This window comes from Paenibacillus sp. FSL W8-0194, from assembly GCF_037969745.1.
In the GTDB taxonomy this organism is placed as follows: Bacteria; Bacillota; Bacilli; order Paenibacillales; family Paenibacillaceae; genus Paenibacillus_AQ; species Paenibacillus_AQ cookii.
In genome coordinates this window covers 1,340,393-1,360,416 of the sequence record NZ_CP150205.1, presented here as the reverse complement: position 1 = coordinate 1,360,416, position 20,024 = coordinate 1,340,393, and the positions used below count along the sequence as shown (strand labels likewise).

Here is a 20,024-nt window from a genome sequence, read left to right as displayed (position 1 = left end):
AAATAGCGGAAAATAATCCGTTTTCGGCCACATCTTCCGACAAACGTTTTGAGAGACAAATGATATATTGAAAGTGCACTTACGATTCAAGTGTATAAAATGGAGGGATTAATCAATGGAAAACTTTGAACAAGAACTGCTGCTGTCCGACGAAGAGGTAGAGTCTCAAATCGAAGACGTCGAGGAAGACGACGAAGAAGAGGAAGACGAATCCGAAATCGAATTTGATTCCGACGATGAGGACGAAGATTCCGAAGAAGATTCCGAGGAAGATTCTGAGGAAGACGAAGACCAGTAACCCTAATGCCAATCCCTTCAACCAGAACGGCAGAACTTATCAAACCAACCTGTTCAGCCATGAACAGGTTTTTTCATGAAAAAAATTCCGATAAAGGATCTTGGCCACGGCCCTTTGCGGGTGCATTGCGCGGGGGCCCGGGCACTTGAAAAAGGCGCCCGTCCCGCCGATGGGACAAGCGCCTGCCATGATTCAATCTTGATTATTTGCTGAGCGTTTCGGTCAAAACCGGCACGATTTGCGATTTGCGGGATACGACGCCTTTCAGCACGGCCGTATTGTTTTCCAGCTTCACGTTGTATGCCGTTTCCACGGCGGAAGCGGCTTTGCCGAGCGCCAGGGCGACGGAGTCGTTGTTCAGGATGTCGGTGACGACAAAGACGAACAGATCGAGGCCTTTTTGGGCGATGATGCCGTTCAGGGCGTCTTCCAGCTCGGCTTGGCGGCCAAGGACATCGTTCGTGTCCACGACGTTCACCTGAGCGATTTCCACCTTGTGGCTGCCCATTTGGAATTCTTTCGCATCGAGGGAGATGAGTTCGGCAATTGTTTTGCTGCTCATGTCCGCACCGGCTTTCAGCATGTCAAGGCCGTATTCTTCCAGTCTGACGCCGGCGATGTCGGCAAGCTCGCGGGCAGCCGCCACGTCTTCGTCCGTGCAGGTCGGCGATTTCAGCAGGAGCGTATCGGATACGATCGCCGATACCATCAGTCCCGCGATTTCTTTCGGAATCGCGACATTTTTTTCCTTGAACAGCTTGTTCAGGATGGTGGCCGTGCAGCCGACAGGCTCCGCGCGGTAATAAAGCGGATGGCTTGTCTCGAAATTCGCGATGCGGTGGTGGTCGATGACTTCCGTCACGCGTACTTGGTCGATGTCGTCGGCGCTTTGCTGGCGTTCGTTATGGTCGACGAGAATGACTTCGCCGGCTTCGCCCGCCACTTTGTCCACAAGGCGCGGAGCTTCGACCTTGAACGTATCCAGCGCGTACTGGGTCTCGCCGTTTACATTGCCCAAACGCACGGCTTCCGTGTCGAATCCGAGCTGGTTTTTCAAATAGGAGTAAACAATCGCTGAAGTAATCGTGTCCGTATCCGGATTTTTATGTCCGAAAATCAAAGTTTTGGCCATGAGTTTCATTGCTCCTTATTGATTATTGATGTAATAAAGTACTGACATTCCAGAAATGTCTTCGTTTCTACCTTCGATTATAGCGGTAATTCGTTAATATTCCAATTCCTTTACAGAGATTTATTTCAAATCGGCGGGTCAGGCTTCGGGAACGGTCTTTTTCGGAATTTCGCTTAACGGCACGCCTTCCTTATAATACAGCGAATGCTGCAGCAAAACGAAAAATATATGCGCGCGGTCGAAGCCGTGGCGCTTCAAATGCCCGTCGATCATCTTGGCGATGGCGTCATGCTTTTCCTGTTCTCTCGGAAACATATAGATTTCAACCGACTGCGGGCTGTTTGTGATTTTTTCCACATGCAAAAGCTCGATTTTGACGATCTCCTGCGGAATGTTGGCGATGGCTGCCATTTCTTCGACGATCGCGGGCGAGACGGCCTCCACCACGTTTTTTTCGAACCCCGTAAATCTGACAAAAGGCACTGCATTTCCCTTCTTTCCTGAAGTTGGTGTTACTGCGCATTAGGCACTATATACCGTAACACAAAAACACCGGAGGAGTCACCTCCCGTACGGGGGACCCCTCCTTGCCAACGTTATTCCATAATTTTGGACGGGTTGGCCACCACGTCGATTTTCTCCTGCACGCGTTCACGGTCGCCGAGAAACGTCCGGTTCAGCGGCTTTAAATCGTCATCCAGCTCATACAGGATCGGCACGGCGGTCGGGATGTTCAGGTCGACGATCTCCTCGTCGCCGATGTTTTCCAGCACTTTCATGAGCGCCCGCAGGCTGTTGCCGTGGGCCACGACAAGCACGTGTTCACCGGCTTTGATGCGCGGGACGATCTCCGCTTCCCAATAGGGCACGACCCTGGCGATCGTATCCTTGAGGCTTTCTCCGAGCGGAATTTCCTTGTCGGTGAGTTTCCCGTATCGCCGGTCGTTTTTCGGATAGCGTTCGTCTTCGGCGGTGATTTTCAGCGGGGGCACGTCATAACTTCTGCGCCACAGCCGCACCTGCTCCTCCCCGTATTTTTGGGCGGTTTCGTCCTTGTTCAACCCCTGAAGCGCGCCGTAATGCCGTTCATTGAGCTTCCAGCTTTTGCGGACGGGAACCCAAAGCAGATCGTTTGCCTCCAGTATGTAATCCAGCGTTTTAATGGCTCTTTTGAGAACCGACGTAAATGCAATGTCGATTTCGTACGGAAGCGCTTTGAGCAGTTCCCCCGCTTTGATCGCCTCGCGGACGCCTTTTTCCGTCAGGTCGACGTCCGTCCAACCCGTGAACCGGTTTTCCCGGTTCCATTCGCTCTCCCCGTGCCTTACCAATACGACCTTGTACATCTCAAGCATGCCTCCCTTGCTGACGCAGCTATTCGCTGCAATGGGCCGTGATGGGCCATCTTCATTATTTAACCGTTATTCGGTTCTTTGATTCATGCGGGCGACGTAATTCTCGGAGGCGAGAAAATGGATCTTGCGCGCCTTTTCGTCATATTCGTAAATGAGAATCGTCCCGTGATTGCTCGAATCGGGATTGTTGTCGATGACGGCGAAACGGTTGGCGCCGAGGGATACGATTTGCTCCCCTTTCGTCGTGATGTTCATCTCGTCGGGAAAACTGGGAATGTTGATGCCATGCGCGTAGGTTTCCATGCTTCCCGTAAAATGGGACGCAGCGTCCGGCTGCGGCTTGACGATCATAATGACCAGGCAAATGACGACAATCATCATGATGCCGCTTAATACCAACATAAATACATTGTTTTTCTGATCCAAATCGCTTCTTCCTTCCTATCCAAAAAAATCCGCTTAAATAAGGTTATTTCCTCCCGCGGGGCCATCGGTTGCTCTGCATGCCCGTCTACTGTAAAATTGAATGGAGGTTACATATCGTAAGGAGGAACATCACATGAGAGACGCTTACTTATTCGCGCTGATGGAGAAAAACCGCAACACGATCATCAGCAAGGTTGAACAACTTCCGGAAGACAAACGCATGCTTGTCCCCCAAGGCTTCAACAACAACATTCATTGGCAGCTCGGGCATCTGCTGACCGTCACCAGCGGCATTTTGTTCCGTTTTGCCGGCAAGGATGCCGTCGTGCCTGAAAATTACCAATCCTTTTTCGGCAATGGAACGAAACCGGCCGATTGGAACGGCGAACCTCCCGCTTGGGATACGCTGATTCAAGAGCTGACGGCACAATGCAAGCTTGTGGCCGACACCTTCGAAGGGAAACTTGACGAACCGCTGGCGGTCAAAGAAAATTTCGCCAAAGCCGAAACCGTCCGCGAAGCGTTCATCGTGAACCTCGGGCACGAAAACTACCATTACGGCATGATCAACGCCATGCTCCGAGTGCTTGCGTAATTCGCGTGCGGCCATCCAGCCGACATCCGAACAACGCCCTCTGAAATCATATAAAAGACTAAAATACCCTGGCTTTCCAAAAAGCAGGGTATTTTTGGTATCCATATTATTACATAGCACGTCTTTTTAGTAAATCGGTTTTTACAGTATTTTCTATTTTTCTTTTTGTTTCGGGGGATTTCTGATCTTGCTTTACATATTATGAATCGTCTTATCGTAGCTTGCGGCGGTATTGAACGGCGCAAGCCCATTTTTTGGCCACAACGACACCATTGCCCCGGACCTTACATAATATGAGTTGACTGTATCCCTTTACCTTGTTATACCATACAAACCCGAGCAAGGAGGGGTGACACCATTGAAGGGGAACGATCATAAGAGCAAATTTTTATTGACTCACCGTGAACGTGAAGTGTTCGAACTGCTTGTTCAGGATAAAACGACCCGTGACATCGCCGGTCAACTGTTTATCAGTGAGAAAACGGTGCGGAACCATATCTCCAACGTTATGCAGAAACTGAACGTGAAAGGCCGTTCTCAAGCCGTCGTCGAGCTGATCAAGCTCGGGGAATTAAAGATCTGATCGAGCCCTCAAATGCCTTGGCCTTCTGTAGCATGTCTTCCTTATGAGGAAGGAATGACAGGAGGTTCTTTATTTTGTCGTTCCTATTTGTTGCAAAGCTGCGGGACCAGCCCAGAAGCAGGATTCGTTATTTCCTTTGATGGGAACGGCCATAAGCACAAATGGGCCGAAAGATGTCCGCTCAAACGTCGAAAACGAACATCATCCGGTTCATTTCACGCAAGGAAGGGTGCCGCAAGGGCACCCTTTTTTTGTGCTGCAATTACTGTCTTACGATGAGAATGTCTTGAGGCGGTCTGCCTGTTCTTTGGATTTCGGCAATCTCGGCGTTCGTCAGGTTGCGGCCGACCAAAATGAGCGAAGACGTGACGTTATCAAAGTTGAAGGTACCCAGGTTGGCTACGTTTTGGCTGCCGCGGAACACGCGGAAAGCTCCCCGGAAATTCACCTGCGAGAACAAAACAAGCGTAACTTGAGAAGGCTGCACACGGTTTCTTAGACGGAAGCTGGAAAGCACGTTGTCAAAACGAAACGCTCCAAGATCCCGGACTGCGACACCTCCACGTCTCAATACAATTCTGCGGCCCGAAAAATTGATGCCGGACCAAAGGGCAAGGCGTACATCACGGTTTGCCAAATATATCAACTCCTTTTCAAAGATTGATATATTCTATTCGGGTTTCATAAATCGGTATAAGACAAACGATCCAATGAAAATGATGGTTTTTTCATATTTTCACCTCTGTTTTCATAGAATATGCCGTGATCGAGCGGGCTTCTCTCCCGGGAGCCGGGAGTTTAAACCGCTGCGCGCCTGCCGAGAATAGACTCTTGAAGGAGGTGCACGGCATTGCTGTTTTGGCTGATCGCCGGCTTTATTGCGGTTCCGTTTGTTATGGCGGTCCTGGCTGCGTTAAACCGCGGGTTCCGTTGGATATGGAGTTTGCTCGCGCTGCTATCTTTTTATATCACCGGTTCCATCCTCGCGGCCGATGTGTACCGGAACATCCTCCATGGGACCGTTCTGACCACGGACGTCCACCATTTGCTGCTTAACTCGTGGTTTCTCGTTGCGGGTGCTTACCTCGGGTTATACGTCCCCTACCGGATGCTTGCCGGGTTATGGGTCCATATGCGTCGCCGATGATCGGCTCTCCCCCCGCCCTGGCTGCATGTATGCAGCGAGGGCTTTTTTGCGGGCCCGCCGCATGTTTAGCCAAAAAATATGTATTGACAGCAATCCCGAGCCTCTATATTATTAATCCATGCATATAACTGAGAATCATTATCAATTATAACCAAAATCAAAACTTCCATATAAAAGGAGCTGCTTTTTCTTGAAGTACAACGTCATTCTTCCAACCGGCATTCTCGCCGCTTCCCTTCTCTTCAGCGGATGCGGGCAGCAAAAAAACCAGGACGCCGATCCCGCGTCCGCGACGCCTGCTGCGCCTGCGGCCGCTGAAACGAAAACGGCCCCTGCGGCCGACTTTTCCGCCAGCGTCGAACAATACCGGACTTTTGCGGTCGAACAGTGCGATCTTTTCGTCAAGGAGACCGAAAAATTCACGGCTGCGGTCAAAGCCGGCAAGCTGGAAGAGGCGAAAAAGCTGTATGCCCCTGCGCGCGCTTATTATGAACGGATCGAACCGGTAGCCGAAGCGCTCGGCGATTTGGACCCGAATATCGATGCGCGGGTGAATGACGTCGACGCCGCCGACTGGCGCGGTTTCCACCGGATCGAAAAGGCGCTGTGGGAAGACAAAACGACGGCCGGAACGGAAGGGTTCGCCGACCAGCTGCTGAAGGACGCCCAATTGCTGCGCGCCAAAATCGAAACGATCGATCTGGATGCCAGCCTGATGGTCACCGGCGCGGTGGAGCTTCTGAATGAAGTGTCCTCCTCCAAGGTCACCGGCGAGGAAGAGCTTTATTCGCATACCGATCTGTACGATTTTGCCGCCAATGTTGAAGGGGCGCAGAAAATTTATGAAATATTGAAGCCCGAACTGGCGAAAAAAGACGCGGAGCTGGAAAAAGAAATCGAAACGCGTTTTGCCGCCTTGCAGAAAGAGCTGAATGCGTTCAAAAAAGGCGACGGTTACGTCGATTACACGGCATTGAAGCAGGACGAAATCCGCAAGCTGAGCCAAAACCTTGACGCATTGGCCGAACCGCTGTCCAATATGGGCAAGATTTTGGGAGTGTAGCGACATGCCGGAAAAGCACCAGCCATCAAACGACGATTCTATCCTGAAAAAACCGATGACCCGCCGCGATGTCCTTCGTTTGGCGGGTACCGGCGGTCTTGGCCTTCTTCTCGGCGGCGGCGCGATCGGAACGCTGCTGACGACGGAGAACAAGCGCAAGACGAAAGCCGCTGGATCCGTCTCCACAGAGGAGGACTCCATTCCTTTTTACGGAGCGCACCAAGCCGGCATCATCACGCCTGCGCAAAACTTCATCTGCTTTGCAGCCTTTGACGTGACCACAAGCGGCGCGCCATCGCTGAAAAAGCTGTTCCAGGCCTGGACCGCCGCCGCCGCGGCGATGGCCGCAGGCCAACCGGTGGGCGAGGAAAGCGGCAATGGCAACCTTCCGCCGACCGACACCGGCGAATCGGCCGGGCTCAGCCCTTCTCGGCTTACGATCACGTTCGGCGCAGGGCCTTCGCTGTTTGACGACCGGTTCGGCCTGGCCGCGAAAAAGCCGCCGACCTTCAAAGAACTGCCCGCATTCAACGGGGATCAGCTCGAACCCGAGTGGTGCGGTGGCGACATTGGCGTGCAGGTATGCGCGGACGATATGCAAGTCGCATTCCATGCCGTGCGCAACCTGGCCAGAATCGCGCGCGGAAAAGCGGTCCTGCGCTGGGTGCAGGAAGGCTTTCAGCGGACGAACCAGGCCGACCCGTCGGGAAGCACGCCGCGCAACCTGCTCGGCTTCAAGGACGGAACCGCCAATCCCCAAGTGGCCGACGAAAAGGAAATGAACCGGATCGTATGGGCGCAAAGCGGCGACGGAGCCCCATGGATGGCTGGAGGAAGTTATATGGCCGTCCGCCGGATCCGTATGCGCATCGAGGTATGGGACCGATCCACCTTGAAAGACCAGGAGGAGACGTTTGGCCGTTACCGTTCCAGCGGGGCTCCGCTTGGCGCGAAAAACGAATTCGATCCGGTCGATCTGAATGCCGCGGACGAAAGCGGCAAACCGTACATCCCCCGGGATTCCCATGTCGCGCTGGCGAGGGGCGACGGCTCCATTCAAATTCTCCGCCGCTCCTACTCTTATTCCGGAGGCATGGACATCAAAACCGGTCAGCTCGACGCCGGGCTTTTGTTTATCAGCTATCAGCGGGACCTGTTCAAGCAATTCGTCCCCCTGCAGCAAAAACTGGCAAAAAGCGACCGCTTGAACGAATACATTTTGCACGTGGGCAGCGCCGCGTTTGCCTGCTTCCCCGGAGCCGCCCAAGGAGGGTACATCGGGGATACCTTGTTTTAACAATTGATTTTGAAGGAGACTAATGCCAATGCGGTCCATACGCCATGACGACCAGACGAACATAAAACGCAGCCGCCGAAGCAAACCCGGCATGACGGCCATGTTGGCGCTCGCCATCCTGATGTTTTTCCATCTGGTGGCGGCCCCGGCATTTGCCGAAACCGGTCAAACCTCCACCCTGGACCGGCTCCTCCCCGCCGTCGGCAGCGCGCTGGTGGAAAGCGGTCAACAACAGTGGAAAGAAGCGTCCACAGATTTGGAACAGTTTAAAACGGATTGGACCGCCTTGAAGCAAAACGGCGGCAAGGATTTGGCCGACCTGACGGCACGGGTCGATGCGGCCCTGGCCGAGGCCGAGTCGAAGCTCCGGCAGGAGGATGCCGGGGCCAAGCAGGCGTTGTCGGCGCTAGCCAAAGCCGTCAACGCTTACGTCGAGGCCGCTTCCGGCCAGCGGCAAGGCGGCCGCCCAACTTCCGGCGGTGCGGAATCGGCCGCAAAGCTGCTTCCTTTTGCTAAGGAAAGCCTTGCCGCCATGGAGCAAAAGGATTGGGCCAAAGCCAAGTCGAGCTATCAAAACATCGTCGATGCCTGGCCAAAAAGCGAGACGCCGATCCGCAGCGACAACTTTGTCGTCTACGGGCAGCTTGAAACCCAAATCAGCCTGGTGCGCATCGCGCTGCAAGCGGATCCCGTCCGCGAAGACCAGGCCGTACAGCAAATGAACAAGCTGATTGCGCTGTTGACGGATTATGCAAACGGAAAAGTCCAGCTGGCCGGCGACGGCAACGAAAGCATCCATTCGTTGTCCGACCTGCTGGGCGTGCTGGAGACGGCACGCAAGCAAACCGCGGACGGCCAAACCGCCCAAGCCGCGGACAGCATGAACCAATTCATCGCGTCTTGGCCCGCCGTGGAAGGCGAGGTCCGGGTGTCTTCCCCATCTTTGTATACCCAAGTGGAAAATCAGATGTCCGAGGTGTCCGGTTACCTTCTTTCGACGCCTCCCCGCAGTCAGGAAGCGCTCCAAGTTATCGAAAACATGCAGTCCTCCCTGGCGGAGGTTGCCGGCAGCCACAGCTATACCGCCTGGGACGCCGCGCTCGTGCTGCTCCGGGAAGGGCTGGAAGCCATTCTCGTCATTGCCGCGCTGCTTTCCTACCTGAAACGAAGCGGCCACGCCGAAGGGCGGAAATTCATCTGGTCGGGCGCGGGAACCGGTTTGGCGCTGTCGCTGCTGCTCGCCGTCGTGTTGACCTATACGATATCCAAAGCCGCTTCCGGCAGCGCCCGCGAGCTGATCGAAGGCATTACCGGACTGGTCGCCGTCGTCATGATGATCACCGTCGGGCAATGGCTGCACAACAAATCGAACACCAAAGCCTGGAACCGCTATGTCGGCAAGCAAATGGACCAGGCGTTGGCGAAAGGCAGCCTATGGTCCCTGTTTGCCGTAGCCCTGCTGGCCATTGTAAGGGAGGGTGCCGAAACGACGATTTTTTACGTCGGCATGGCACCGTCGATGCCGATGTTTCAGCTGATCCTCGGCGTCGTCATAGCGCTGGCCATTCTCGCGGTATTGGGTTATGCCATCATCGCGCTCAGCGCTGCGCTGCCGATCCGGGCCTTTTTCCTGGTCGCGACGCTGCTGATTTATTACCTCGTGTTCCGCTTCCTTGGGGACAGCATTCATTCGCTTCAGGTGGCAGGCCGACTGTCGGCCCATTCGGATCCGTCGCTGCCTTCCGTTTCCTGGCTCGGCATGTATCCGACGTGGGAAACGTTCATCCCGCAAATGGTCATTTTGGCCTACATCATTTGGCAGGTGCTGCGGCAGGAAATCGGCCGATCGAAAAAATCCCGCGTCAGCGCCGGAAACGTCCAATAACAACAACTTTACCCGCCCTATTACCCGAGTTCCACGCGAACGCGGGTTTTTTCTTTTTCTTAAAAAATACCGGCCCTGAAAAATCCCGTTCCCCCCTTGTCACCGGAAGACTTTTGACCTATGATGGGAGGGAGATAAAAATAATTTTCTTGCAATCAAAAATAAATATTAAAATAATTTTCACACCTCGTCTTCGGATGAAGTCGTACAAAAGGGAGGTCCTTTCGTGGCTCCGTTCTTATATGCGCTGGCGCAGGAAAAAGATAAGCTGTCCCCGCAGGAACGCCGGATCGCCGATTTTATTCTCTCTTCCCCGGCCCAGGTGGTCCATATGGGGATCAAGGAACTGGCCGAGCAATGCGGAACCAGTCCGGCCACGGTCACCCGTTTCTGCAAGGTGTTCCATCTGAAGGGCTACCCCGATTTGAAGGTCAAGCTGTCGGCGGAACTCGCCCACACGGGACTGCAGGAACGAAACCAGGCTTCCTCTTACCAGGACATCGTGGCCAACAATCCGTTATCCAAAATCGTCGAAGCGATGGAAGCCAATCATTTGACCTCCATCCGGGATACGACGCAGCTTCTGGACATGAACCGGCTGTCGCAAGCCATTCGGCTGCTGTGCGATGCGCAGCGGATCGATTTGTACGGCGTGGCGACGTCGTCGGTCGTGGCGCTCGATTTTTACCAGAAGCTGATCCGGATCGGGAAAAACTGCACCGCATTCGCCGATCCCCACATGCAAATCACTTCGGCGTCGACCCTGACGGACCGGGACGTGGCGATCGCCATCTCCTATTCCGGGGAGACCGAGGAGACGATCAGCGCGTTGTCCTGCGCCAAAGACAGCGGCGCCGCAACGATCACGCTCACTTCTTACGGCAGCAACACGCTGGCATCCATGGCCGATATCCCCCTCTTCGTTTCTTCCCTGGAGGAAGGCATGCGAAGAGGCGACATGGCTTCGAGGATCGCCCAGCTTCATATCATTGACATTCTTTTCATGGGCATGAGCAGCGAGCAGTTCGGACAATACGTTCCCAAGCTGGAGCAGTCCTATCACAACGTCCGGAACTACCGCAAAACAAGAGGAGGTTATTCAAAAGCATGAACATCTATACTTTCAAGCATGAGGCCGACTTCAACGCGACCGGTGCGGGTCTCATCGCCAGCCTGCTTCATACGAAACCAAGGTCCGTTCTCGGCATGGCGACGGGCAGTTCGCCGATCGGCATCTACCAGCGCCTGATTGAAATGAACCGGCAGGGGCTGGTCAGCTTCGCCAAAGCGTCCACCTACAACCTGGACGAATACGTCGGCCTGCCTGAAGGGCATCCGGAGAGCTACCGCAGCTTTATGAACGAAAAGCTTTTTAACCACATCGACATCAAAATGGAGAATACGCACGTGCCTGACGGCAACGCCGCCGACCTCGAGGAGGAATGCCGGAAATACGACGCCATGCTCGAAGAAAACGGCCCGGTCGATCTGCAGATTCTTGGACTCGGGCACAACGGTCACATCGGGTTCAATGAACCGGGCGAAAGCCTGATCGGCGGCACCCATGTCGTCGAGCTCCAGGAAAAAACGCGCACGGCCAATGCCCGCTTTTTCCCGTCTTTGGCCGACGTGCCGACGCAAGCGATCACGATGGGCGTCGGTAGCATTTTAAAAGCCAAACAAATCCTGCTGCTGGTCCGCGGCGAAGACAAGGCGGAAATCGTCAAACGCGCCTTGAAAGGGCCGATCACGTCCCAATGCCCGGCATCGCTTCTGCAATGCCATCCGAACGTCGTCGTGCTGCTGGATCAAGGAGCTGGAGGGTTATTATGATGAGCGAAACTTCAGGACAATTGTTGTACGGTAAAGTCGTCGTGCCGGGCAACGTCATCGAGGACGGCGTCGTCGCCATCCATGAAGGCACCATTCTTTATGCCGGCGAGGTGCAGCATTTGCCGGACCACCTGCATCATCTGAATCCCGGCAAAAAAACGGAAGGATATCTCGTGCCGGGTTTCATCGATGTCCACGTTCACGGCGGCAACGGCGAAGACTTTATGTATTCCGGCAAGGAGGAGCTCGACAAAATCACCTCCTTCCACTGTTCCCAAGGAACGACCGCCATGCTTGCCACCACGATGACGGCTCCTAAAGCATCCATCGACAAGGTGCTGAAGGAAGTCCACGAGTATAGGCAGCAGGATATGCCTTATGCCGTGATTGAAGGTGTTCACATGGAAGGGCCTTTCATCAGCCCGAAGTGGCCCGGAGCCCAAAATCCCGAGCATATCGTCCATCCGAACGTCGAATGGCTCGAAGCCTGGGAGGCACAGTATCCGGGACTTATCAAACAGGTCACGCTTGCTCCCGAACGCGAAGGCGCGCTTGAGGCCATCGCCTGGATGAGCGAACACGGCATCAACGCCGCTCTCGGCCATACCGATGCATCTTACGAGGAAGTCGAAGCGGCGGTAGAAGCCGGTCTCCGCCAGGCCGTCCATACGTTCAACGCCATGACGCCGATCCATCACCGCAAGCCGGGCACGGCCGGGGCGGTGCTCAGCGACGACCGGATTCATGCCGAAATCATTGCCGACGGCATCCATGTGCATCCGGCGTGCATTTCGATTTTGACGAAAGTGAAAACAAACGATAACTTGATCCTGATTACGGATGCGATGTCCGCAGCGGGCATGCCGGACGGCGATTATACGATCGGCGATTTGCCCGTAGAAGTAAAGGACGGCATCGCGATATTGAAAGGCGAGTCGAACAGCCTGGCCGGCAGCACGCTTACGATGATCAAAGGTTTCCGTTACCTCGTCGAAACCGTAGGATTGACCGTCGAGCATGCCTCGCGCATCGCCAGCTACAACCCGGCGAAACGCCTTCGCATCGAAGACCGGACCGGGACGCTCGAAGCCGGCAAGCAGGCGGATGTGCTGATGCTGGATGAGCGTTTGAACATTCAGGGCGTTTGGGTACGCGGACGCCAGGTCTTTTAATGAATTCCATCCCATAACAAAAATGACGCTGGATCGCCGGCGTCATTTTTTATGCCGCCCTTCCGAAAACACCAAAAAGCAGCCCGCAATGATGCGCAAAGCTGCTTTTTGTGTTTGGTTTTTACTGCGTCATGTGTCTGCCTGCAGGCGTTTTGCCGGGAGCGTTGTGCGTCGTGCCCATCGGGGTTAAGCGATGGTCGGTCGTGCTTGTATTCGTCGGGAAAATCCGTTCGATCATCGTCGAAAGCTCATTCACCATGCCGCCGATCGGATGGCCGTTTCTCACATCGGTTGCATAATTGCTGACGCGTTGGACAAAATCAGGATTAGCAGATACATAAACATTGGTGATGTTTGGATCGGCTTTTTGAACGATCTTCGTGATCTTGTCTTTTACGTCGTTGCTTACGTTATAATTTTGCGAATAGGTTTCGCTTGTGCCGGCCGTTCCCGGCGTAGTGGCGTTAAAACCGTTGTTTCTCGTGATCGGTTCGCCGGCGCTCGTCGTATATCCGCGGAAGTTGCCGCCGGTTCCGGTTCCTGCTGTACCGGTTGTGCCAGCGCCTGTTGCGCCCCTGCCGGTTGTCCCCATGCCGTTAGTTCCTGCCGCTCCGTTGAAACCGCGGGTATTCACGCCTGCCGCGCCGGTGTTAAAGCTGCTGTTGCTGCCGCTGGCGCCGTGGTTCATCGTGCCGAAGCTGTTATTGCGGAAACGGCCGTGGGTGCCGTCCGTGGCATGATTGGCTTGTGCGCCGTGTTCCAGGGAGACTGCCACGTACGCGCTGTTGCCTGCCTTAAGGACGTTGGCCGTGCGCACTTCCTTCAAGGCAGCCACTTTATCCGCAACGTCCTGGGCCGAAGTCAGGTTCGACAGGTCATGTCTTGCGTTTCGCGTGCCGAAGTTTCCGTCCGTATTGTAGGTGGAAAAACGGTTGCCGTTTCTCAAAGAGTTGACGTTCAGTCTGCCGTCCCGGGTATCCAGCATCCGCCCGTCATGAACGTTGCGGGTGCGCACGTTCGTATTGGCAGGTTCTCTCGTGCCGCAGCCGGCCAATCCGGCCATGCTGACGATCAGTGCGGCGGATACGGAAAGACTAATGGCTTTGGATCGTATCATGAGTTCATCCTCCGTTATAATTAATGTAGTAACATCGTTTAGGATGACCTCGCGCTTAACGCGCTATGCTGAAAGGATTTGGCATCCTGAAGGCCTTTGGGCGGCAGCATCAGGCCGAAGGAGCTGCAGATTTGAGCCTGTCGACAGCCCCTTCCAGCAACTCCAAATCCTTGACAAATACAGGGTAAGCAAAAGATGCCCCCGGCGGAATGATCCATACCCTGTCCGGATCTGACGGTTCTGCGGCGATCAAATACACGGTTTCTTCCGTCTTAGCCATGCCGGCAACGGTCACGGTAGAGTCGATTATTTCATCTTTTAATGAAGAAACCGGTTGCTTTTGTGCCGCCCCTTTGGCCCAAAGCAAGTTCATCTGCGACAGCACCCGCATGGCATCGGATTCCGCTGCGGGCTTGCCGTTAAGCGACCACCCCCCTTCCCCTGCCTCATCGTTGGAATCGGTACGCTGCAGCAGCCATGACGTTCTTTTCCCCTCCCATTCGACCGCCGTCACGTCTTGCGGATCTACCCAGACCGGAAGGGAATCGGATCGTCCGGCCGCAGAATCCGGCTTACCGGGCGCTTCGGTTTGATCGGGGCGAAAGAAATACGCAATGCCGGCGATCAGAATGGCTGCAAGCGCAACGATAAGCGCCAAAACCCTTTTTTTCATCTAACTTTCCCCTTTCGCATGGCGTATTTTGCATGCATGAACGATTCGGCCCCGGCAAAAAGATGTCATTCACATATTACCCCGTTGGAAGCTTTTTACTACCTCTTTCACCAAGATGCCCGGCGCCAGATCGAAATCGGGACAATGCCTAATGCCAATGATGCCGCTGCCACATACGATATCTCATGATTATAGCCTTTTAAGGAGGTCATGACATGACGACGGTGGTAGTGACGGGCGGTGCCGGGTTTATCGGCTCGCATCTAGTACGTCATTTGATCGATATGGGGCATCGGGTACATGTCATCGATGATTTGTCGGCTGGCAAGGCGGGGAACGTTCCTCAAGGCGCGACCTTGCATCAGGAGGATATTCGCTTGCCTGCCGCTTTTGAGGCGATCGTTGCGCTTCAGCCGGATACCGTGTTTCATTTAGCGGCACAAGCGGATGTGCAGCATTCCATCCAGCATCCGCGGGAAGACACCGAAATCAATGTGCTCGGTACGCTGAACATGCTGGAGGCCTGCCGCCAAGGCGGAGTCCGAAAATTCGTGTTTGCATCCACCTCGGGCGTTTACGGGAATCTGCAAAAGGATTTGCTGGAGGAAACGGACCCCGCCGTTCCCATCTCGTTTTACGGATTATCCAAATATGCGGCGGGGCATTATGTCCGGCTGTACGGCGAATTGTTCGAACTGGATTGGACCGTCCTGCGGTTCGCGAACGTCTACGGTCCCGGACAAACTTCGAAAGGGGAAGGCGGCGTCGTGTCCATTTTCCTGAACCAGCTCCGGCAAGGCATGCCCTTAACGGTCAATGGGGACGGGGAACAAACGAGGGATTTTATTTACGTTCAAGATGTCGTCGCCGCCTTGGCAGCGGCCCAAACGTCAGGGAAACGGAAAATCCTTCATGTCAGCACCGGCCAAGCGACCTCCGTCAATCGGTTGGTTGAGCTTCTTCGGCTGCACCATGGCCAAAAAACCGTTTGCGTCCATCGTCCGGACCGGGCAGGAGACATCCGCCACAGCCGCTTGTCCAACGCTCGAGCCTTGGCGCATTTAAATTGGCGGCCGGCATACGGCATCGAGGAAGGACTCCAGCTGACGTACCGAAGCTTTTTCCGGTAAAGGGAATGCAAAAAAAGCCGATCCCCGGCTGATGGCAGCCGGAGTCGGCTTGATCCGTATCATTCTATTCGTCTTTACGGAGCATCTACCGTTCCTTCCAAATAATACGCGGCAAGCTGCGCTTTATGTTCGACCGAGCGGGCCGTAAGGAAAAAATGGCGCATGGTGCCGTCGCCCGCCAAAACGCATTCTTCCCTCGTACGGGCCTGGGCATAGCAGGTTTCCATCGTCCAATAGATGATGGGTCCGTCCGGAGCGTCCCTTCGAATCATCAGTTCGAGCTCTCCCAGATCGCACATCGGTTTCAGCCAGGATACGTCGATATCCAAAATCACGCGGTCGCCCTCGGCGATTCCTTCCAATGTGACTCCCGTCAGGACAATCTCATCGGGACCGACCGTAAACGGCATGAAGGTTCCCGCTGCCGCCCCCACCCTGGTGTTGTATTTTGCCGTCACGCGAATTCCTCCCATCAAATGTGATACAGCATATCAATAAAACGCACGCAGTACAGATGCGGGTTGAATTCCGTTTGCACCCGTTTTAACGCGCCGCTTCGGATGTTTTCCCTCAGCGGAGCGTTATGCATCAAGTCCAGCCCCTCCTGCACGGCTTGCGCAATATTGCCAAGCGTATAATTTTTGCCGGTTTCGTTATGACGGATGCAAAGAGCCACCCCGTCGGAATTCGTCGCCAGCACCGGACAGCGGCAGCTCATGGCTTCGAGGACCGATAACGGGCCGCCTTCCACCTTGGATGTATTGCACACGAAACCGCCCGAATCGCCTATGGCCGAGAAATAATGCTGCATCTGATGGTTTGGCACGTTCGAATGCATGATTAAACGCGAATGAAGTCCCAATTGATGCACCACGGAATCGAACTGTTCGCGTTCATGGGGAATCGACAAGTTGGGGTCTTCGAAAACCCAAAGTTTCAAATCGGGAACGTAGAAAGACATCTGATAGCCGATATGAAGGAATTCCCTCCAGTTTTTATTGTCTTCCATGCGTCCAAGCCATGCGATCACCGGACGTTCCGGAATCGGTCCCGGCCGGTAGGTAAAGCTCTCGGAATCAAAAAAATTGGGGAAATTATACTGTGGAATATTCGGAAACAGTTCCCGAAACAAAGCGGCAATATGCGGGGTGCTCGGATTCAGCAGCGCACTTGCGTACGTGTTCACGTAAGGAATGGCTTCGATCAGCTGCTGGCGGGCATATTCCTTGGCGCCGTACCCCTGAATTTCCAGTACAAGCTTTCCCGTATATCCCAGCTGCCTGAAGCGGGGAAAGCTTTTGTGATCCGTCGTGACGACGATGACATCGTAATTCCCGGCGGCCAGAATTCCCCGGATCTCTTCATCGTTGTTCGTAATGTACATAGGGACCCCGTCGTTATTTTGCACCCCCGCCCCCCAATGGAAGTAAAGGCAGGAAGCATGGATACCGTATCTGGCAAGGGCTTTGCAGCGAAGCCGATTCAACGTATCCATGCCGCCGCTCGGCACGTAAAACACAAACAGCACGTTCATGGCATCCCCTCCTTTGCGTCTTAACGGTCAGATCATTCGAAACATGTCCTCCTGGGTAAACAAAGCGACAAGGTTGCCTTGGTTGCGGACTCTAACGGTCACTGCGGTATGCGTATAATCGTTGACGTTCGTCACCAGCACCAGCTGAAAAGGCTTATGCTCCGTCATCATATGATAAAGGGGAACCGTGCTGCCCGAACCGACATGGATCAACTGAACGTAAAACAGTCCCTGTTCGCCGTAGCCATGCACAAGCATCTCAAAACCTTCCGTACCGACATTGCATATTTCAAGATCGACGGACTGGATATACGTAGAGTCGATCGGTGCAAAAGGAGCGGCTTCTAGCCGTAATATGGACATAACCTTTCCTCCTGAAAGTCAAGTCTTAATCCTATCCTATGTGGCTGCGCTCCAAGTGGAAGGGCATTTAACGCCCGCCGCAAACCTATTCTTCCGGGAATAAGCGAGAATACAAGCGAAAGAAGCGGATCTCGCATCTACTATATTGCGAATCGCAATTTAGGAAGAAAGGATGAAAGAATATGAGGGTTGCCGATCTCAAAGGATCCTACGACGCGATTTTCAGTTTGGGAGACTTATGCCTCGCCGCGATGAAGCTCGAAAAATTCGGCCTGCGAAATTATGCCGGTCCGATCGATTGGATGGCGACTTACAACCTATCCGACGTGAACCGCCTTTTAAGGAACCGATTCGCCCATTTCATGGTCTACAACAACCTCGTCGTTGAAAATAAAGTCAGCGAGCAGCTTTATTTGGTGCGCGACACGTATTACGATTTTCTGTCGAATCACGACTTTTTTACCCACAACAACTTCCCGCCCAATCTTGAAGCTTATCCTTACGTAAAAGCCAAATATGACCGCCGCGTGCAGCGGTTCATGGAAAAAATGCTAACCAGCCGTAAAATTTTGTTCATTCGCACGGAAGGCACGTTCGAACAAGCCAAAGAACTCCAGGAGGTTTTATCGAGTCTTGTCGCGCATGATTTTCGGGTGCTGCTGATTAACCATACCCCTGTCAACGACATCGTGGAACTGGACTGGCCGCTTGAAAAGGTCTGCTCCATCCAATTGCCGAACGCCGATAAATGGCTGGGAAATGATCACTTATGGGGACAAATATTAAGCGGAATTCATATATCCACTCGCTGAAGAATCGATGAAGGCCGCCGATCCGGACACGTGACATGCCGAATTGGGCGGCCCTTTTTTTGGCTCTGGATCCCTGTTTGTTCAATGGTTTAGAAAGTCAAAACCTCCAAATCCGGAAGCGTGTAATTTTTTGGAAGCTGCTCGAAAATCCGGTTCCACACCGCATAATTCACCATCAGATCGACATGGGACGATTGCACGGCAAAAATCCGGTTATACAAATCGCCGATGACCATATAAGGCTCAGACACGTCGTCTCCTCCCTTCCTTGGCTCATGGTTCGGCCGTTTATGCTCCTGAAGCTACCCTCGCATATTCGTTCAATAGCCTGGAAATCATCTGATCGAGCGACCAGTGCTGCTGTCCCCAGCGCGCCGCATTTTGACCGAGCATGCGCCGGTATTCATCGTTTCCTAGCAGCGTATTCAGATGCTGTGCCAGCGTAAGCGGATCTTTCACCGGGGAAACCAGGCCGGTCGCGCCATGTTCCACCATCTCCGGCAGTCCTCCGGCATTCGACACGCATGCCGGCAAGCCGGCGAACTGTGCCTCCATCACTGAAAACGGCTGATTATCCTGGATGCAGGAATGAACGAAAATGTCCGATTGCAGAAGCAGGGCCGGTATATCATGGCGCTCGCCGAAAAACACCACGTTGTTCTGCAATGCCAGAGCTTGGGTTTGGTTCCACAGCTCCTCCCTTTTATCGCCGTCTCCGACGATCCAGCACACCCAATCCTGCTGCCTCATGCTTTTCAGGATGCCGAGCGCCGAAATCAGCACATCGATCCCCTTGACGAACGACAGCCTTGCCGGACAGATGATCACCTTTTTATCCGGCGGCCGGCTGACATCCGTTCCCATATGGGCTTTATGCCAAAATTCCTGGGCATCCAGGCCGTATTGGAAAACGCTGATGCGATGTTCAGGAATGCCGAAATCGCGGACGAGCAGGTTTTTCTGCCACTGCGTCGACGTGATTGTAACGTTTCCGGACGCAGCGCCGCGAGATTCAACGGCAGGGAAATACTTCCAGGCTGGCGAATGCTCGTTGATGCCGAGCTGCGGGTTCATCCGGAAATGGTTGTGAAGCTCCCCCGTAACGGAGCCGTGAACCTGCGAAATCAACGGAACGTGTGCAGGCTTCACCCGGGCGAGCGAGCGGGCCGCAAATATATCTTGGGTATGGATGATGTCATATTGATCCAGCCCGAAACACGCGGCCGAAAGCTCCAGCATATAGCGGTCTATCTCATAATAGTGAATGAGGGGATCCGCATGCAGCAAGGGCGCGTACTCCCTGGCCAGCTTGGTGACCACAAGCGGGCGGATCCATTCCTTGGAGATTTCGCGGCCGCGGTTAATGATATGGAATTTGGCGTAATCCGGGCTGTTTCCGAGCAGATCCACCTGATGTCCCATGGCTTCCAGCCGCTGCTGGATTTGCGTCATGTATTTCCATACTCCGCCGACATGGGGAATCAGCCAGTATGTCGCTAGCAGTATCTTCATGCCTTCTCCTTCCCATGGGATCCGGCGACGGGAGCCGGACTCATTGATGGTTTAATGGACGATGCCGACAATATACTATATTGGAAAACGATGCGCC

24 protein-coding genes are annotated in these 20,024 nt (G+C 54.0%); 12 read left to right on the top strand and 12 right to left on the bottom strand.

What is annotated here, in order from left to right; genetic code table 11:
- Window positions 1-115 precede the first annotated feature (115 nt).
- Window positions 116-298: a hypothetical protein gene (locus MKY58_RS05850; protein WP_339323833.1), complete on the top strand. Its 183-nt coding sequence runs from the start codon at window positions 116-118 to the stop codon at window positions 296-298.
- 202 nt (window positions 299-500) lie between these two features.
- On the opposite strand, the gene MKY58_RS05845 is transcribed toward MKY58_RS05850, so the two are convergent.
- From MKY58_RS05845 to MKY58_RS05830, 4 genes are all read right to left on the bottom strand, one after another.
- Window positions 501-1,430 carry a manganese-dependent inorganic pyrophosphatase gene (locus tag MKY58_RS05845; protein ID WP_339323832.1) on the bottom strand — a complete coding sequence of 310 codons (930 nt, stop codon included), beginning with the start codon at window positions 1,428-1,430 and terminating at the stop codon, window positions 501-503.
- 138 nt (window positions 1,431-1,568) lie between these two features.
- Window positions 1,569-1,913, bottom strand: a complete 345-nt coding sequence (locus tag MKY58_RS05840; RefSeq protein ID WP_339323831.1) for a DUF1904 family protein — start codon at window positions 1,911-1,913, stop codon at window positions 1,569-1,571.
- 113 nt (window positions 1,914-2,026) lie between these two features.
- The gene (gene gpmA / locus MKY58_RS05835; protein ID WP_339323830.1) at window positions 2,027-2,776 is read right to left on the bottom strand and encodes a 2,3-diphosphoglycerate-dependent phosphoglycerate mutase; all 750 of its coding nucleotides are present in this window, start codon (window positions 2,774-2,776) and stop codon (window positions 2,027-2,029) included.
- Window positions 2,777-2,851: 75 nt separating this feature from the next.
- The gene (locus tag MKY58_RS05830) at window positions 2,852-3,211 is read right to left on the bottom strand and encodes a hypothetical protein (RefSeq protein WP_339323829.1); all 360 of its coding nucleotides are present in this window, start codon (window positions 3,209-3,211) and stop codon (window positions 2,852-2,854) included.
- A 133-nt stretch (window positions 3,212-3,344) separates the two neighbouring features.
- On the opposite strand from MKY58_RS05830, the gene MKY58_RS05825 reads away from it, so the two are divergent.
- Window positions 3,345-3,806 (top strand): DinB family protein, encoded by a 462-nt coding sequence (locus MKY58_RS05825; RefSeq protein ID WP_339323828.1) that lies wholly within the window; start codon window positions 3,345-3,347, stop codon window positions 3,804-3,806.
- A 358-nt stretch (window positions 3,807-4,164) separates the two neighbouring features.
- Window positions 4,165-4,389, top strand: a complete 225-nt coding sequence (locus MKY58_RS05820) for a LuxR C-terminal-related transcriptional regulator (protein ID WP_036649309.1) — start codon at window positions 4,165-4,167, stop codon at window positions 4,387-4,389.
- Between the two features lie 262 nt (window positions 4,390-4,651).
- On the opposite strand, the gene MKY58_RS05815 is transcribed toward MKY58_RS05820, so the two are convergent.
- The gene (locus MKY58_RS05815) at window positions 4,652-5,026 is read right to left on the bottom strand and encodes a hypothetical protein (protein ID WP_339323827.1); all 375 of its coding nucleotides are present in this window, start codon (window positions 5,024-5,026) and stop codon (window positions 4,652-4,654) included.
- Window positions 5,027-5,239: 213 nt separating this feature from the next.
- Between MKY58_RS05815 and MKY58_RS05810 the strand changes: the two genes are divergently transcribed.
- From MKY58_RS05810 to nagA, 7 genes are all read left to right on the top strand, one after another.
- On the top strand, window positions 5,240-5,536 hold the full coding sequence (locus MKY58_RS05810) for a transposase (RefSeq protein WP_339323826.1): 297 nt from the start codon (window positions 5,240-5,242) through the stop codon (window positions 5,534-5,536).
- Between the two features lie 190 nt (window positions 5,537-5,726).
- Window positions 5,727-6,599 carry an iron uptake system protein EfeO gene (gene efeO / locus MKY58_RS05805; RefSeq protein ID WP_339323825.1) on the top strand — a complete coding sequence of 291 codons (873 nt, stop codon included), beginning with the start codon at window positions 5,727-5,729 and terminating at the stop codon, window positions 6,597-6,599.
- Between the two features lie 4 nt (window positions 6,600-6,603).
- Window positions 6,604-7,896, top strand: a complete 1,293-nt coding sequence (gene efeB, locus MKY58_RS05800; protein WP_339323824.1) for an iron uptake transporter deferrochelatase/peroxidase subunit — start codon at window positions 6,604-6,606, stop codon at window positions 7,894-7,896.
- Between the two features lie 28 nt (window positions 7,897-7,924).
- The gene (locus MKY58_RS05795; RefSeq protein WP_339323823.1) at window positions 7,925-9,781 is read left to right on the top strand and encodes an FTR1 family protein; all 1,857 of its coding nucleotides are present in this window, start codon (window positions 7,925-7,927) and stop codon (window positions 9,779-9,781) included.
- A gap of 226 nt (window positions 9,782-10,007) precedes the next feature.
- Window positions 10,008-10,892: a MurR/RpiR family transcriptional regulator gene (locus MKY58_RS05790; protein WP_339323822.1), complete on the top strand. Its 885-nt coding sequence runs from the start codon at window positions 10,008-10,010 to the stop codon at window positions 10,890-10,892.
- Window positions 10,889-11,614 carry a glucosamine-6-phosphate deaminase gene (nagB, locus tag MKY58_RS05785; RefSeq protein WP_339323821.1) on the top strand — a complete coding sequence of 242 codons (726 nt, stop codon included), beginning with the start codon at window positions 10,889-10,891 and terminating at the stop codon, window positions 11,612-11,614. Before MKY58_RS05790 ends, nagB begins: the two co-directional genes overlap by 4 nt.
- Complete coding sequence (gene nagA, locus MKY58_RS05780) at window positions 11,611-12,786, top strand: N-acetylglucosamine-6-phosphate deacetylase (RefSeq protein ID WP_339323820.1); 1,176 nt, start codon at window positions 11,611-11,613, stop codon at window positions 12,784-12,786. Before nagB ends, nagA begins: the two co-directional genes overlap by 4 nt.
- Window positions 12,787-12,907: 121 nt before the next feature.
- On the opposite strand, the gene MKY58_RS05775 is transcribed toward nagA, so the two are convergent.
- Complete coding sequence (locus MKY58_RS05775) at window positions 12,908-13,903, bottom strand: YhcN/YlaJ family sporulation lipoprotein (protein ID WP_339323819.1); 996 nt, start codon at window positions 13,901-13,903, stop codon at window positions 12,908-12,910.
- Window positions 13,904-14,012: 109 nt separating this feature from the next.
- Window positions 14,013-14,576: a hypothetical protein gene (locus tag MKY58_RS05770; protein WP_339323818.1), complete on the bottom strand. Its 564-nt coding sequence runs from the start codon at window positions 14,574-14,576 to the stop codon at window positions 14,013-14,015.
- Window positions 14,577-14,791: 215 nt separating this feature from the next.
- Between MKY58_RS05770 and MKY58_RS05765 the strand changes: the two genes are divergently transcribed.
- Window positions 14,792-15,706, top strand: coding sequence for an NAD-dependent epimerase/dehydratase family protein (locus MKY58_RS05765; RefSeq protein ID WP_339323817.1), 915 nt, complete (start codon window positions 14,792-14,794; stop codon window positions 15,704-15,706).
- A gap of 74 nt (window positions 15,707-15,780) precedes the next feature.
- On the opposite strand, the gene MKY58_RS05760 is transcribed toward MKY58_RS05765, so the two are convergent.
- From MKY58_RS05760 to MKY58_RS05750, 3 genes are read right to left on the bottom strand one after another with little or no spacing between them, the layout of a single operon-like run.
- Entirely contained in the window at window positions 15,781-16,164 is a 384-nt protein-coding gene (locus MKY58_RS05760) for a hypothetical protein (RefSeq protein ID WP_339323816.1), read from the bottom strand.
- Between the two features lie 14 nt (window positions 16,165-16,178).
- Window positions 16,179-17,240, bottom strand: a complete 1,062-nt coding sequence (locus MKY58_RS05755) for a glycosyltransferase family 4 protein (RefSeq protein WP_339323815.1) — start codon at window positions 17,238-17,240, stop codon at window positions 16,179-16,181.
- 27 nt (window positions 17,241-17,267) lie between these two features.
- Entirely contained in the window at window positions 17,268-17,603 is a 336-nt protein-coding gene (locus MKY58_RS05750; RefSeq protein WP_036714372.1) for a hypothetical protein, read from the bottom strand.
- Between the two features lie 182 nt (window positions 17,604-17,785).
- Here MKY58_RS05750 and MKY58_RS05745 point away from each other — a divergent pair, with 182 nt between their 5' ends.
- Window positions 17,786-18,415, top strand: coding sequence for a DUF1796 family putative cysteine peptidase (locus tag MKY58_RS05745; RefSeq protein WP_339323814.1), 630 nt, complete (start codon window positions 17,786-17,788; stop codon window positions 18,413-18,415).
- 89 nt (window positions 18,416-18,504) lie between these two features.
- Here MKY58_RS05745 and MKY58_RS05740 read toward each other — a convergent pair whose 3' ends face one another.
- On the bottom strand, window positions 18,505-18,666 hold the full coding sequence (locus MKY58_RS05740) for a hypothetical protein (RefSeq protein ID WP_339323813.1): 162 nt from the start codon (window positions 18,664-18,666) through the stop codon (window positions 18,505-18,507).
- A gap of 37 nt (window positions 18,667-18,703) precedes the next feature.
- Complete coding sequence (locus MKY58_RS05735; RefSeq protein WP_339323812.1) at window positions 18,704-19,927, bottom strand: glycosyltransferase family 4 protein; 1,224 nt, start codon at window positions 19,925-19,927, stop codon at window positions 18,704-18,706.
- Window positions 19,928-20,024: the final 97 nt, after the last annotated feature.

Bases quoted from the DNA above. Each gene is read 5' to 3' on its own strand.
- MKY58_RS05750 (WP_036714372.1), bottom strand. From the start codon at position 17,603: ATGTCCATATTACGGCTAGAAGCCGCTCCTTTTGCACCGATCGACTCT.
- MKY58_RS05765 (WP_339323817.1), top strand. From the start codon at position 14,792: ATGACGACGGTGGTAGTGACGGGCGGTGCCGGGTTTATCGGCTCGCAT.
- MKY58_RS05755 (WP_339323815.1), bottom strand. From the start codon at position 17,240: ATGAACGTGCTGTTTGTGTTTTACGTGCCGAGCGGCGGCATGGATACG.
- MKY58_RS05850 (WP_339323833.1), top strand. From the start codon at position 116: ATGGAAAACTTTGAACAAGAACTGCTGCTGTCCGACGAAGAGGTAGAG.
- MKY58_RS05795 (WP_339323823.1), top strand. From the start codon at position 7,925: ATGCGGTCCATACGCCATGACGACCAGACGAACATAAAACGCAGCCGC.
- MKY58_RS05770 (WP_339323818.1), bottom strand. From the start codon at position 14,576: ATGAAAAAAAGGGTTTTGGCGCTTATCGTTGCGCTTGCAGCCATTCTG.
- MKY58_RS05735 (WP_339323812.1), bottom strand. From the start codon at position 19,927: ATGAAGATACTGCTAGCGACATACTGGCTGATTCCCCATGTCGGCGGA.
- nagA (WP_339323820.1), top strand. From the start codon at position 11,611: ATGATGAGCGAAACTTCAGGACAATTGTTGTACGGTAAAGTCGTCGTG.
- MKY58_RS05775 (WP_339323819.1), bottom strand. From the start codon at position 13,903: ATGATACGATCCAAAGCCATTAGTCTTTCCGTATCCGCCGCACTGATC.
- gpmA (WP_339323830.1), bottom strand. From the start codon at position 2,776: ATGTACAAGGTCGTATTGGTAAGGCACGGGGAGAGCGAATGGAACCGG.
- nagB (WP_339323821.1), top strand. From the start codon at position 10,889: ATGAACATCTATACTTTCAAGCATGAGGCCGACTTCAACGCGACCGGT.
- MKY58_RS05845 (WP_339323832.1), bottom strand. From the start codon at position 1,430: ATGGCCAAAACTTTGATTTTCGGACATAAAAATCCGGATACGGACACG.
- efeB (WP_339323824.1), top strand. From the start codon at position 6,604: ATGCCGGAAAAGCACCAGCCATCAAACGACGATTCTATCCTGAAAAAA.
- MKY58_RS05825 (WP_339323828.1), top strand. From the start codon at position 3,345: ATGAGAGACGCTTACTTATTCGCGCTGATGGAGAAAAACCGCAACACG.
- MKY58_RS05745 (WP_339323814.1), top strand. From the start codon at position 17,786: ATGAGGGTTGCCGATCTCAAAGGATCCTACGACGCGATTTTCAGTTTG.